The organism is Bacillus sp. 196mf (assembly GCF_003217275.1).
In the GTDB taxonomy this organism is placed as follows: Bacteria; Bacillota; Bacilli; order Bacillales; family Bacillaceae_G; genus Bacillus_A; species Bacillus_A thuringiensis_S.
Window position 1 is genome coordinate 64,183 of sequence record NZ_QJTG01000005.1, and the last position, 13,520, is coordinate 77,702.

Genomic DNA, 13,520 nt, shown 5'->3' on the forward strand with positions numbered 1-13,520 from the left:
TGTTTATAGAACTATAAAATGGGGGGATTTCTTCATGTGTACTAGTTTGACGTTACAAACAAAAAATTTCCAACATCTTTTTGGGAGAACAATGGATTTCACATTAGATATGAATCAAGAAGTAATAATCATTCCTCGGCGTTATCAGTGGAACAATATAACTGGTGAAACGATCCGAGCGAAAAAGGCTGTTGTCGGAATGGGAATTAATTTTGGAGGAAGGGTCATGATGGCGGACGGAGTAAATGAAACTGGTATGACATGTGCAACTCTCTATTTCCCAGGATTTGCTACTTATAGTAATCATATAGATAGCAATAAAACGAATGTAGCGCCATTTGATTTTGTGACTTGGAGCCTCACGCAGTTCAATTCTGTTGAAGAATTAAGAAAATATATTGATAACATTGCCTTTATAGATGTGCCATTACCAGTTTTAGGAATTACGCCACCGCTACATTGGATTTTAGCAGATAAATCGGGAGCGTGTATTGTACTTGAGCCGACAGTTGATGGAATAAAAGTGTATGACAATCCAATAGGAGTAATGACTAATAGTCCCGAGTTTAATTGGCATTTACAAAATTTAAGACAATATATTGGACTTAAATCGCAGCCATTTACGCCAACTGAGTGGGGAGATGTACCATTAAGTGCTTTTGGCCAAGGTTCAGGAACGATGGGACTTCCTGGAGATTTCACCCCGCCATCAAGATTTGTACGGGCAGCATATGGCAAACAAAACATTCAAAGTATAGAGAACGAAGAAGAGGGGATATCGGCTATTTTTCATATCTTATCAAATTGTGAGGTTCCTAAGGGGGCAGTAATAACAGAAGACGGTATATTAGATAATACGATCTATACAAGTGCAATGTGTATGGAGTCTGGAACATATTATTACCATACTTACGATTGTAGACAAATTATAGCCATTCATTTATTCAATGAAGATTTAGATACAGCTGAGATTAAAACGTATCCGTTCCAGCGGAAGCAAAAAATCTTTTATGAAAACTGATAAAAACACCTCCATTGAATTTGCATACTTAGTATGCGAATTCGGGAGGTGTTTTTCTATTAAGCCGAAGCTTTCTTCATTCTCTCAAGTAAACTAGATAACACATGCGTACGATACGATTCTAGTTTTTTACCTTCATAAGTACGGATACCTAATTTTTTAAGTTCTTTTACATACCAACCTTTGCTTCCGAAATACATGTGATCGCTCCCCTTCAACTTTGTTTTTATTTGTTCTGATTGCATATGGAGGTACAGGTAATATAATGAAGGAAATGAATTTCGCGCGAAAATGGTTAACTTTGTTGCAAAAGACATATATACTAAAGATAGTATACAACGAGGTGGACAAGACGTGATTATAGAGAAGCACGAAATTCAAATTGACCAAATTACTAGCGGTAAAGTGAATATCTTTACTTTCTATAGAAATAGAAAGCAAATTGATGATCATTTTTTACGATTGCAAGAACCATCGCTTACAGCAAACTACTTCTTCCATTTTCATTTTGATGCAGAGAGCTTGCATCTACTGCAGGAAGAGTTTCCAGGCGTATATCCGTACGACGGTAGTGAAACGATTCACGACTGGACGGAAAAGATGAAAGCTGAATTGCAACATCAGATCCAAACAGGTAAATGGAATAAACGCGTACGTATTGGTAATCGCATTCTAGATGTGGTGTTTACGTGGTGTGACGAAGATATAGTAGAGTGAAAAAGAAGCGGATGACGCTTCTTTTTTTTAGCGCTGGAATAAAACGAGCTTACCTGCAGTAGATGTACAGCGATGTGTTTTTTCATACAATCCTTTTTCTTGTAAAATAGATTCACCTTTTGCTTTTGCTTCTTTTTCAGTTGCCGCCTCGAATGATTCGTCTAATGCTTTTGAACCATCTTTTTCAAAGACTGTTAGAACGTATACTCCCATGAAAATTCCCTCCAATAATTAAAATCAGAATCTTATAATTATTTTGACATAAAACGCTACAATATGCAAAGAAATATATGACATTGCGTGGTAAAATAGAATGAAACTTTAATCATCGAGAATATTTTCATTCTCGATGATTATTAGTTTTCAGCGATGTTAATTTTAATAAAATGAAACTTTTGAAAGATAGAAAGGATCGTTATTTGTGAAACAAGTAAAGTTTATACATGCGGCTGATTTGCATTTGGATAGTCCGTTTAAAGGAATGGAGATGAATGTTGCGCAGTCTGTTTGGGAGAGAATGAAGCAAAGTACGTTTGAATCATTTGAGCGTATTGTTGATAAAGCGATTCAAGAGCGCGTTGATTTCGTATTACTAGCTGGGGATTTGTATGATGCGGAGACGAGAAGTTTGAGGGCGCAAGTGTTTGTGCGTGAGCAAATGAAGAGACTTTCGCAGTACGATATCCCTGTTTTTATTATTCACGGTAACCATGATCATTTAGGAGGAAGCTGGGCAGCGATTGAGTTTCCGGAAAATGTTCATGTGTTTACGGAGCCTTACGTAGAAGAGAAATCATTTTATAAAAATGGTGAGCTATTAGCTTCTATTTATGGGTTTAGTTATTTGCAGCAAGCGGTAACGGATAATATGACAGCGCAGTATACGAAAATGAGTGATGCGCCTTTTCATATTGGAATGCTTCACGGAAGTGTGGAAGGAGATGCAGAGCATAATCGCTATGCACCGTTTCAAATTCGTGAATTGAAAGAAAAACAGTTTGATTATTGGGCTCTTGGCCATATACATAAACGTGAAATTTTATCAGAAGAGCCATACATTATTTATCCAGGAAACATACAAGGTCGTCATCGTAAGGAAGCAGGCGAGAAGGGTGCGTACCTTATTGAACTTACTAAACAAGGAACGCAGTGTTCATTTTTCCATACGGCAGATGTTGTATGGGATGAGATCGAGGTTTGTATTGATGGACTTGAAACTGTTGATGAACTTATGACGAGCATGTCAACTGCGATGAATGATTGCCGAAGAGAAGAGGAAGGGACGCTTTTAACTGTCGTATTCACAGGGCAGGGCCCACTTTCTCCTTATTTGCGTGACGAAAAGCGTGTGGAAGAGATTTTTCATATTTTAGCATCTGGCGAAGAGCGAAAAGATTTCGTATATGCAATGAAGTGGAAAAATGAGACGGTTTCTTTTGCGGAAATCGAACGTTTGAAAGCGGAAAATCATTTCGTCGGTAGTGTGCTAAAGGAGCTAGAAGCTTTCACAAATATGGACGGCGTGTTGCGCACTATTTGGACATCTCCTGTAGCGCGTAATAGTATTGAATCTTTTACAGAAGACGAGAAGAAAGAGATTCAAAAGGAAGCAGAAAATATTATTTTAGAACAATTATTCCAGCAAGAGAGGGATAAAAAATGAGAATTGAAAAACTCCATATTTATGGATACGGAAAATTAGAAAATGTGGAAATGGATCTTTCCTTGCTGACGGTACTATACGGTGAAAACGAAGCGGGGAAATCGACAATTCGCTCGTTTATGAAAAGTATTTTGTTCGGTTTTCCGACGAGAGGACAGCGCCGTTATGAGCCGAAAGAAGGCGGGAAGTATGGCGGTACGATGACTGTGCAAACAGAGCAGTACGGCCGTTTGAAAATTGAACGATTGCCAAAGACGGCAGCTGGCGAGGTGACCGTTTATTTTGAAGACGGGAAAACGGGCGGCGAGGAAATTTTAAACGATATATTAAGCGGGATGAATGAAAGTTTATTTGAATCGGTCTTTTCATTTGATATGCATGGTCTTCAAAATATTCATCAGCTCGGCGAAGCGGATATTGGCAATTATTTATTTTCAGCAAGTGCAGTCGGAAGCGATGCGCTATTACAGTTAGATAAAAAGCTAGAAAAAGAAATGGATCAGCGTTTTAAACCGAGTGGGCGTAAACCGGAAATTAACGTGTCACTGCAAGAGATGAAGAAGCTTGAAGAGAAGATGAAAGAGTGGCAAGGAAAAATTGGCACGTATGAAAAACAAGTGGAGCAGTTAAAAGAAAGTGAAGAGAAGCTTGCTTCTGTTCGCGGAGAGAAAGAGAGTGCAGAAAGGCGAAAGCAAGATTATGAAATATTAGCAGCGCTTGAGCCCCTCGTTATTGAAAAGCGTGCGCATGAGAAAGTGTTAGAAAATGAGAGCAGGCAGTTTCCTGTAAACGGAATGGCGCGCTATGAAGCGATTAAGGCGAAGATGGAGCCGCTTCAGTTACAAGTTGATTCGCTCCATAAGAAAATCGAGACAGTGCAATCGGAAATTGTCTCGATTCAAATAGATGAAGAGTTTTTACGAAAAGAAAGTTATGTAGAAGAACTTCGTATGCAGCATTTATCTTACGAAAATGCACGCCAAGAAATGCGTGATATGACAGGAAGTATTGCGAATATAAAAGAAGAAATTGCAGAACTAGAACAACAAATTGGTGCTACTTTTGAAAAGGAAGCGGTTCTTTCGTTTGATATGAGTTTGGCAACGAAAGAATTAATTACGCAAACCGTGCAAAAGGCACGTGAATTAGAAACGCAAAAAGTACAGCTTGATGATCGTTTTAAAGTAGCGCAAGAGCAATTAGAAGAACAAGAAGAAAATATAAGACAGATTCAGAAACAAATGTTAGTTGATGAAGAGCGAAATACGTTAGTTGAGAAAGAGAAATCGTTCCAAGATGAGGCGTTTATCGGTATGGGCGCAGAGAGAATGAAGCGCAAGTATGAGGAAAAAGCAGGAGCAGCTATGCAAAAGAAAAAGCAGTGGCAAAGAGTTTGTCTTCTGTTACTTCTTATTAACACGCTTGTTTTATTCACGAGTTTATTTATTGATAACCGCCCGCTCTTATTTATTAGTGTTATTGTTTTTGTAGGGATTGTTCTTGCCCTTGTTTTATATAAAGATCCGTCAAGTGGATTACAAGAAGAGCTTCTTACTCTTCAGCAAAGTGCTGGCGGGAGACAAAGTGAAGAAGCGCTGTCTGTGCGCTATCAGTTAGAAAAAGATGCAGAGATTCGGAAGCTATTTGAGCGTGAGTCTTATAAATTGCAGCAAATGGAGCGAGCTTATGATAAAGTCGTTTCATCGTATGAGGAATGGGAGAGAGAAACGTTCCAGGCGGGAGAACAAGTAGATGCATATAAAACGCGCTATATGTTCCCAGAATTTTATACGTATGCGCACATATTGCCGGCGTTTGAGCGTATGGAAAAAATGCAGCAATTATATCGTGAATTAGAGAAGCAAGGCACACGAAAATCTTCATTATATGAAATGATTTCGCAATTTGAACATAAACTAGAAACTGTTATCGGTAGTGCGGAGTATAGTAAGTTGTATGAGGCGCAAAGGCTTATGCAAAATGAGAAAGAGAAGAGACAAACTTGTAAGCAGCTGAAAGAGAAACTGGCGGAATGGCAAGAAGAATATGAGTTTATGAAAGAACAATTAAAGCAATTGCTAGTAGAACGAGACAGTTTATGGCATATTGCAGATGCTACAGATGAAGAGATGTTTTTAGAAGCAGGTAAACTAGCGGGAAAACGTGAAGATGCTGAGAAACAAGTAGTGCGTTTATTACCGCAAATTGATCTGTTAGAACAGCGTTTAAAGAGTTTATCATTAGCTGAACATTACGAAGCTGACGGTTATGAAGAGAAATTAAAGAGAGAAATGACAGTCGTGCAAAACTGTCTGGCGCAAGAGAAAGAACTGACAGAGCGCATTGCGAAACATCGTATGGAAATTGTGAATTTAGAAGAAGGTAGTACGTACGGCGATTTAATGCATGAATGTGAAATGAAAAAAGCGCAATTGCGTGAACAAGTGAAGAAATGGGCTGCTTATGCGGCCGCAAAAACGGTGTTAACGAAAACGAAGCAATATTATCATGAAGTGCATCTGCCACGTATTTTACAAAAATCAGAAGAGTACTTTGTGTATTTAACGGGCGGACGCTATAGTAAAATCTTTTCACCGTCAGAGTCAGAGCCGTTCATAGTTGAGCGTAACGACGGTATGCGTTTTTACAGTCATGAACTAAGCCAAGCGACAGCGGAGCAGTTATATTTAGCGCTGAGATTTGCACTTGCGAAAACATTTGAACACGATTATCCATTTATTATTGATGATAGTTTCGTGCACTTTGATGCGGTAAGGACGAATCGAACGATTGAACTAATAAAGGAAATTGCAAAGGATAGACAAGTCATATTCTTTACATGTCATGCGCATTTACTTGCGTATTTTACAGAAAAACAGATTATAAAATTAACACATATGCGTAAAGAAAATGAGTTGTAGTGTGCTATACTAAAAGTAACTGATTTGGTGGAGGAATTCGAATGAAAAAGAAAATTGCAGAGTATGAAGTTGGTGAACAAGTCGATGTTTTCTTGTTAATTAAAACAGCGACAAAAGGTCTAGCAAGTAATGGAAAGCCATTTTTAACAGTAATCTTACAAGATCCAAGTGGAGATATTGAAGCGAAGCTATGGGACGTATCACCAGAAGTTGAGAAACAATATGTAGCAGAAACAATCGTTAAAGTAGCTGGTGATATTTTAAATTACAAAGGCCGTATTCAATTACGTGTGAAACAAATCCGTGTTGCGAATGAAAATGAAGTAACAGACATCTCGGATTTCGTTGAAAAAGCACCAGTGAAAAAAGAAGATATGGTTGAGAAAATTACACAATACATATTTGAAATGAGAAATCCGAACATTCAACGTCTAACAAGACATTTGTTAAATAAGCATCAAAACGAATTTTTAGAATATCCAGCAGCGACAAAGAACCATCACGAGTTCGTATCTGGACTAGCTTATCACGTCGTATCGATGCTAGATTTAGCGAAAGCTATTTCAAATCTATACCCATCATTAGATAAAGACTTACTATATGCAGGCGTTATTTTACATGACCTTGGTAAAGTAATTGAACTATCTGGCCCAATTTCTACAACGTATACGTTAGAAGGAAACTTACTAGGCCACATTTCTATCATGGTGAACGAAATCGGTAAAGCAGCAGACGAATTGCAAATCGATGCAGAAGAAGTATTAATTCTTCAACACATCGTCCTTTCTCACCACGGAAAAGCAGAATGGGGTAGCCCAAAACCACCATTAGTAAAAGAAGCAGAAATTCTGCATTATATCGATAACTTAGATGCAAAAATGAACATGATGGACCGCGCATTAGGACGCACAAAACCAGGCGAATACACAGAGCGTGTCTTCGCACTTGATAATCGTTCGTTCTATAAACCGACGTTCCATAATTAAAAGTGTGAATAAAGTGGCCTCATTAAGTTTTAAAAGCTTAGTGAGGCTGTTTTCTTTATTAAAAATTAAATGAAATAGTTAAGAAGTACGCATGGGGTTAACGAAGAACGATTAAAACATATCCCACCACTAGAATGGGAGCATATCAACTTTAATATGGCAGATACTTAGAATCGCTTCAGCCTGTATAACAGGCCTAAAAATAAGAGTTGAAACTTGTTTAGCATCTATTTTTGTTAAAAGGTGGGAGAATTGTGCTATGATGTGGGCAAATATAAAACTATCTAAAGGAGGGATTTACATGCCGCATATTGTGTTTCGTGGAATTACTACTGAACAATTAAAACACATAAGCAAGCCATTAGTAGAAGAGCTCGCAGAGATTTGTGAGTGTGGTACGGATAATTTTACGTTGGAACTACCAAGTTCTACGTTTGTATTCAATGGAGAAGAAATAGAAGCGTTTCCTCTTATTGAAGTGAAATGGTTCGAGCGTGGACAGGAAATTCGTGATCGATTTGCCAAGGCCATTACTACATATGTAATGGATTTTGGACTTCCAGAAGTAGAGGTCGTATTTACGGTTTTCACAGAATCAGCGTATTATATTAACGGGAAGCATTGTGCAAGTTAGAGCTATTATAAATGTTTTTGTAACATTTATCCCGCATTAACGGGCAGTAAGACCCCGACCTCAAAATTCAGCGGAAGCAAAGAAGTTAGGTGGGGGATCAACTGTCCGTAAAAGCCCGATTGGTGTGGGCTAATAATCAGTGGGGGATGAACAAAACCCCCACTGATTAAAGTTTCACTTTATAAGGGATAGAACCACATCGCTATCAAGCTAACTAGACAAAATACCCTCTAAAAAGAGCAAGGCGTTATTCTTTCTGAGAAATCATAGGAAAGGATAACGCCTTTATATCAATTTTAATATAATCGATTCACTTCTTTATAAAAAGTTTGGTTATTTTATTGAAGCTTATTCCACAAACACACCCGTTTGTTCACTTTTTTACTGTTTGAAAGCCATACTTTTTATATTGATTCATTTATTGGAAAAACCGAAAGTTTTAAACTCTCTCTATTACATATTTATTTTTGGAAAAATAGCCTAACTCCAAATACTAATAATACTGTGCCAGTAATACCCTCTATTGTACGGTTCACCTTTTCTTTTCTTAAAAAAGTTCTTAATTGACGTATTAGAGAGATATAAAGTAAATACCATATTGCTGTCAAAGTCGTAAATGTGAATCCCAACAAAAGAAATTGGAAGAAATGACTTTGATTACTCACAATAAATTGGGGTAGAAAACTAAGGAAAAATACAGCCGTTTTTGGGTTTAAGATTGCCGTGGTAAATCCTTGTCTAAAACTTTTAACCGTTCCAATATCCTTAGAGTTTATTTCCACTGAACCTGACATATCTTCTTTTTTAGAAAAGGCACTTTTAATTGACTTTACAGCTAAATAAATTAAATAAAATGCCCCAGCATATTTTATTAATGTAAATAGCATAGCAAATTTCATTAAGATAGCAGAGAGTCCTAGTGTAGCCATTATTGTATGAATCATCATTCCAGATACCGTTCCTAAGACGGTCTTTATACCACCATTTCTACCATGAGAGATAGTGTTTTTTGTAACTAAAGCAAAACCGGGACCAGGCATCATTATAATAAGGAGTGCTGTAAGGATAAATAGCATATAATTTTCCATGTTATGGTATTTCCTTTCTGATTTTTAGTTTCGCTTATAGTATAGCTTTTTTCCTTAAAACATTAAATATAAAAAGTGTGATCAGGATAGTATCATAAACTTTCAAGGAGTTGTAATTGAATTATAGAGGGCTTCACTTGAATAATGTTCTTCTGTAAATGAGCGTTTTTTAATTACTTTTTCTCGGAACACTCTTAATTTTCTTTCGTTTATCGAGGGTATTAGTATCAACTTGACCAAACATTATCCAAAAACTACATTTAACATTTACGAAAGCATATTCGAATAATCATTCATTAAATTTCTTATCAATCAACAAAAATTAATTATCATAAGGGAGAGGTACGTGAACTTTTATTTAAGAAATTACTTATTCTTGAAAAAAATGAATTAACTCCCCATAAATAATTGTAAAGATATAAAATTCTATAATTCCCTCGGAACAAAAAAGTTGTCTTTTATAGCAACGAAGTTCATTTTTATCGTTTTGGGGTAGTATATTCTTGTTAGCTTGATGGGCATGGAGAACTTTGAGTCTTTTAGCTTGATAGTGATGTGACGCTATCCAGAAATTAATGATTTTACACCCTAAATGTTATTTAACAAAAAATCTTGAATTCGAGATTTTTTACTTGCTTTTCAATCACTTGAGGTGTAAAGTGATAGTAACGAAAGCGATTGAGTCATATGAAAAACATACACTCAGTTGTTTTCGATTAAAAAACAAAGTAACTTATACAGTAAAAACTAAGATGAATTTACAAAAACATAATGAGAATAAATTGAACAGCTAAAAAGCATATTATTTTTTTATCATCACTTGACTAGTAAAACGAAGCGGAGGAATTAAAAATGTATAAAATTAAAGGGCATCATCACATTTCAATGGTTACGAAAAATGCAAATGAAAATAATCACTTTTATAAAAATGTGCTTGGATTACGTCGTGTGAAAATGACAGTGAACCAAGATGATCCGTCAATGTACCATTTATTTTACGGAGATAAAACAGGAAGTCCGGGTACAGAGTTATCATTTTTTGAAATTCCTTTAGTAGGAAGAACATATCGCGGTACAAATGCGATTACTCGAATTGGATTACTCGTTCCTTCAGAGGAAAGCTTACATTATTGGAAAGAACGATTTGAGAAATTTGATGTGAAACATAGTGAGATGACAACATATGCAAATCGTCCTGCTTTGCAATTTGAGGATGCGGAAGGTCTTCGCTTAGTACTACTCGTTTCAAACGGAGAAAAAGTGGAGCACTGGGAAACGTGGGAGAAATCAGAAGTTCCTGCACAGCATCAAATTCAAGGAATGGGTTCAGTGGAAATGACAGTGCGTAGACTTGATAAACTGGGGAGTACATTAACAGATATATTTGGTTATACAGAAGTTAGCCGAAGTGACGAAGAAGCGATTTTCCAGTCTATTAAAGGAGAAGCCTTCGGAGAAATCGTTGTGAAATATTTAGATGGTCCTACTGAAAAGCCCGGCCGCGGTAGCATCCACCATTTAGCAATTCGTGTGAAAAACGATGCAGAGCTTGCCTATTGGGAAGAACAAGTGAAACAAAGAGGCTTCCATTCTTCAGGAATCATTGACCGTTTCTACTTTAAAAGCTTATATTTCCGTGAATCAAACGGAATCCTATTTGAAATTGCGACAGATGGACCAGGGTTTACAGTTGATGGAGATGTGGAACATTTAGGAGAAAAACTTGATTTACCACCGTTCTTAGAAGATCAGCGTGCAGAGATTGAAGCGAATTTAGCACCTATTGAAGAGAAGTAATAGGAGAGAAAATATAAATTAAAAAACATTGGAGGAATATACTAATGAACCAATTAAAAGGAATTCACCACGTTACAGCGATTACAAGTAGTGCAGAAAAGAACTATGAGTTTTTCACTCACGTTTTAGGAATGCGTTTAGTTAAGAAAACAGTAAACCAAGATGATATTCAAACGTATCATTTATTCTTTGCAGATGATAAAGGTAGTGCAGGAACAGATATGACATTCTTTGATTTCCCAGGTGTTCCGAAAGGAGTACACGGTACAAATGAAATTTCAAAAACTTCATTCCGTGTTCCGACTGATGCAGCATTAGAGTATTGGGTGAAACGCTTTGACCGTCTTGAAGTAGAACATACAGGAATTAAAGAGCAATTTGGTAAGAAAACTCTTTCTTTCGTTGACTTTGATGACCAACACTATCAATTAATCTCAGATGAACTTGATAAAGGAATCGAATCAGGTACACCATGGCAAAACGGGCCAGTACCATTAGAATACGCAATTACTGGTTTAGGACCTGTATTTATCCGTATTGCAAACTTTAGCTTCTTCAAAGAAGTGTTAGAAAAAGTTCTATTATTTAAAGAGGTTGCGCAAGAAGGGGAATTCTATTTATTTGAAGTGAACAAAGGCGGAAACGGTGCATCTGTTATTGTAGAACATAATACAGTTCTTCCTGAAGCACAACAAGGTTTTGGTACAGTGCACCATGCGGCATTCCGCGTAGAAGATCGCGCTGTATTAGAAGAATGGATTGAGAGAATCAGTAGCGTAGGACTTCCTTCATCTGGATATGTAAACCGTCACTTCTTCGAATCATTATACGCAAGAGTTGCACCACAAATTTTATTTGAATTTGCAACAGATGGCCCAGGGTTTATGGGAGATGAGCCATACGAAACACTTGGCGAAAAATTATCTTTACCTCCATTCCTAGAGCCAAAACGTGAAGAAATTGAAAAATTAGTTCGTCCAATTGATACAGTGAGAAGTACGAAGGAATTTATTAAAGAGTAAAAATAGAGATAATAAGTAGGAGAGCAAGTAGTTTTAGCGGAGTGCTGGAACTGCTTGCTTTTTATTTGTCCTGTTAAATTTTCTGACAATTGTTTCTCAAGTTATTAAAAAGGAAAAGTTTGGTATAATCAATTAAAATATTTAATTTTCTGATAATTATTTTTCAATACATAGAAAAGGAGTGGTAATATACAATTTTGATAATTGTATAAAAATCCTAATTTTGTAATTTTGGAGAAAAGGGGATGCGAGTGTATGGGAGCAGATGTAGTAACGCGGGAGCAAATGAAACATTCTTTAGATGATTGGTATCGTGTAATGTTGCAGCAAAATATAGAGAAAGCTACGGAAATGAAAGAGGAGATTGAAAGTAAGATTAGTGGTTTGGACGTGGATCAGGATGTATTGCTTTATCATGCGTTGTTGAATTTTAGATATGATGCATTAGTTGATTGGATTGGGGTTAGAGAAGATAGTTTTGATAAAGTGGAATCTTTCGAAATTCCAACAGAGGGCTTTTTAGCTTATTATTATCACTTTTTTAAAGGGTTTCATTGCACATTAATTTCAAATTATAACGAAGCGAAAGAACAGTATGAGCAAGCTGAGAAGTTATTGAAATATATTGCAGATCCGATAGAACATGCGGAGTTTAATTATCGGATGGGGAATTTCTATTATCAAAAATATGACCAAGTTCATGCAATAGATTACTTGAATAGGGCAAAAACAGCATTTTTACAATATCCAGGCTATGAAATAAAAGTAGGATTATGTGAAAATGCTTTTGGACTATGTTGTGTAGACATAGATCACTATGAATTAGCGGAAGAGAACTTTAATTCTGCTATGGAAGTATTGCAAAAAGCAGATCAAAAAAAATATATGCTAATGGTTCGGCATAATTTAGCTTGGCTTTATGCTAGTCAAAATCTTTCAGAATTAGCGATTCGTCATATATCTGAGGTGACCAAAAATTACCCAGAACACTTTAAAGCCTTGTTTGTAGAAGCACATGAACATTACAAATTAGGACAATATAACTTAGCGAATCCAATTGTTGAAAAAGGTTTAAATATTTGTGTTGATTTAGGGGAAAAAGAATTTCAACATCGGTTTAAAATTTTGAAAGAACTCAATGGAAAATCTTCAGTATCAATTATTGAAGATGTAATTTTAGAAGGAATTTCTTATTTTGAGAGAGAAAGATTATGGGATTGTATTCAAGAATACACTGAAATTTTAGCACTGAAATTTTATGAATTTGATGATCATGTTAAGGCAAGTAAATATTTTTATATGAATAATAAGGCTCAAAAAAATATATTGGAAAAGGGAGCGTTAAAATAATGAAGAAATTTCGTTTGGCTATTGTTGGGACTGCATTAGTAGGGGTATTATCAATTGGGTTCAATAGTTCTTTTACAAATCAAGCTGTAAATATTGGTGACACAGGAGGGGCACCAGCAAGACCAGACTACGTTAATATTGGTGACACAGGAGGAGCACCAGCAAGACCAGACTACGTTAATATTGGTGACACAGGAGGAGCACCAGCAAGACCAGACTACATGAACATTGGCGACACAGGCGGAGCACCAGCAGATAATAGAGGCGACGGCGGAGTAAGCCAACTATAATAACAAAGAAAGGGACTTCAACATGAAGTCC

General features: G+C 36.5%; 13 protein-coding genes. 10 read left to right on the forward strand and 3 right to left on the reverse strand.

Features of this window, described 5'->3' with window-relative positions:
- The first annotated feature begins 34 nt into the window (after positions 1-34).
- Positions 35-1,021, forward strand: coding sequence for a choloylglycine hydrolase (gene bsh / locus ATL10_RS10180; RefSeq protein WP_110496861.1), 987 nt, complete (start codon positions 35-37; stop codon positions 1,019-1,021).
- A 59-nt stretch (positions 1,022-1,080) separates the two neighbouring features.
- On the opposite strand, the gene ATL10_RS10185 is transcribed toward bsh, so the two are convergent.
- Positions 1,081-1,221, reverse strand: a complete 141-nt coding sequence (locus tag ATL10_RS10185) for a YflJ family protein (protein ID WP_000273536.1) — start codon at positions 1,219-1,221, stop codon at positions 1,081-1,083.
- Between the two features lie 154 nt (positions 1,222-1,375).
- Here ATL10_RS10185 and ATL10_RS10190 point away from each other — a divergent pair, with 154 nt between their 5' ends.
- Complete coding sequence (locus tag ATL10_RS10190; protein WP_000582776.1) at positions 1,376-1,738, forward strand: hypothetical protein; 363 nt, start codon at positions 1,376-1,378, stop codon at positions 1,736-1,738.
- A 27-nt stretch (positions 1,739-1,765) separates the two neighbouring features.
- Here the strand turns inward: ATL10_RS10190 and ATL10_RS10195 are convergent, their stop codons facing one another.
- Complete coding sequence (locus ATL10_RS10195) at positions 1,766-1,951, reverse strand: YhzD family protein (RefSeq protein WP_000539552.1); 186 nt, start codon at positions 1,949-1,951, stop codon at positions 1,766-1,768.
- Between the two features lie 208 nt (positions 1,952-2,159).
- Here ATL10_RS10195 and ATL10_RS10200 point away from each other — a divergent pair, with 208 nt between their 5' ends.
- The 4 genes from ATL10_RS10200 to ATL10_RS10215 all read left to right on the forward strand — a co-directional run bounded on the left by ATL10_RS10200 (position 2,160) and on the right by ATL10_RS10215 (position 7,942).
- Positions 2,160-3,401, forward strand: a complete 1,242-nt coding sequence (locus ATL10_RS10200; RefSeq protein WP_110496863.1) for a metallophosphoesterase family protein — start codon at positions 2,160-2,162, stop codon at positions 3,399-3,401.
- The gene (locus ATL10_RS10205) at positions 3,398-6,322 is read left to right on the forward strand and encodes an ATP-binding protein (protein WP_110496865.1); all 2,925 of its coding nucleotides are present in this window, start codon (positions 3,398-3,400) and stop codon (positions 6,320-6,322) included. Before ATL10_RS10200 ends, ATL10_RS10205 begins: the two co-directional genes overlap by 4 nt.
- Positions 6,323-6,363: 41 nt before the next feature.
- Entirely contained in the window at positions 6,364-7,308 is a 945-nt protein-coding gene (gene yhaM / locus ATL10_RS10210) for a 3'-5' exoribonuclease YhaM (RefSeq protein ID WP_000726652.1), read from the forward strand.
- A gap of 301 nt (positions 7,309-7,609) precedes the next feature.
- On the forward strand, positions 7,610-7,942 hold the full coding sequence (locus tag ATL10_RS10215) for a DUF1904 family protein (protein ID WP_029442057.1): 333 nt from the start codon (positions 7,610-7,612) through the stop codon (positions 7,940-7,942).
- A 461-nt stretch (positions 7,943-8,403) separates the two neighbouring features.
- Here ATL10_RS10215 and ATL10_RS10220 read toward each other — a convergent pair whose 3' ends face one another.
- Complete coding sequence (locus tag ATL10_RS10220; protein WP_000433006.1) at positions 8,404-9,030, reverse strand: LysE family translocator; 627 nt, start codon at positions 9,028-9,030, stop codon at positions 8,404-8,406.
- An 852-nt stretch (positions 9,031-9,882) separates the two neighbouring features.
- Between ATL10_RS10220 and ATL10_RS10225 the strand changes: the two genes are divergently transcribed.
- From ATL10_RS10225 to ATL10_RS10240, 4 genes are all read left to right on the forward strand, one after another.
- Positions 9,883-10,827: a ring-cleaving dioxygenase gene (locus ATL10_RS10225; protein ID WP_098284212.1), complete on the forward strand. Its 945-nt coding sequence runs from the start codon at positions 9,883-9,885 to the stop codon at positions 10,825-10,827.
- 44 nt (positions 10,828-10,871) lie between these two features.
- Positions 10,872-11,849 carry a ring-cleaving dioxygenase gene (locus ATL10_RS10230; RefSeq protein ID WP_001072577.1) on the forward strand — a complete coding sequence of 326 codons (978 nt, stop codon included), beginning with the start codon at positions 10,872-10,874 and terminating at the stop codon, positions 11,847-11,849.
- Positions 11,850-12,104: 255 nt separating this feature from the next.
- Positions 12,105-13,199 carry a response regulator aspartate phosphatase gene (locus tag ATL10_RS10235; RefSeq protein WP_090975727.1) on the forward strand — a complete coding sequence of 365 codons (1,095 nt, stop codon included), beginning with the start codon at positions 12,105-12,107 and terminating at the stop codon, positions 13,197-13,199.
- On the forward strand, positions 13,199-13,489 hold the full coding sequence (locus ATL10_RS10240; protein ID WP_110496867.1) for a Phr family secreted Rap phosphatase inhibitor: 291 nt from the start codon (positions 13,199-13,201) through the stop codon (positions 13,487-13,489). The genes ATL10_RS10235 and ATL10_RS10240 overlap by 1 nt, the downstream gene beginning before the upstream one ends.
- The last annotated feature ends 31 nt before the right edge of the window (positions 13,490-13,520 follow it).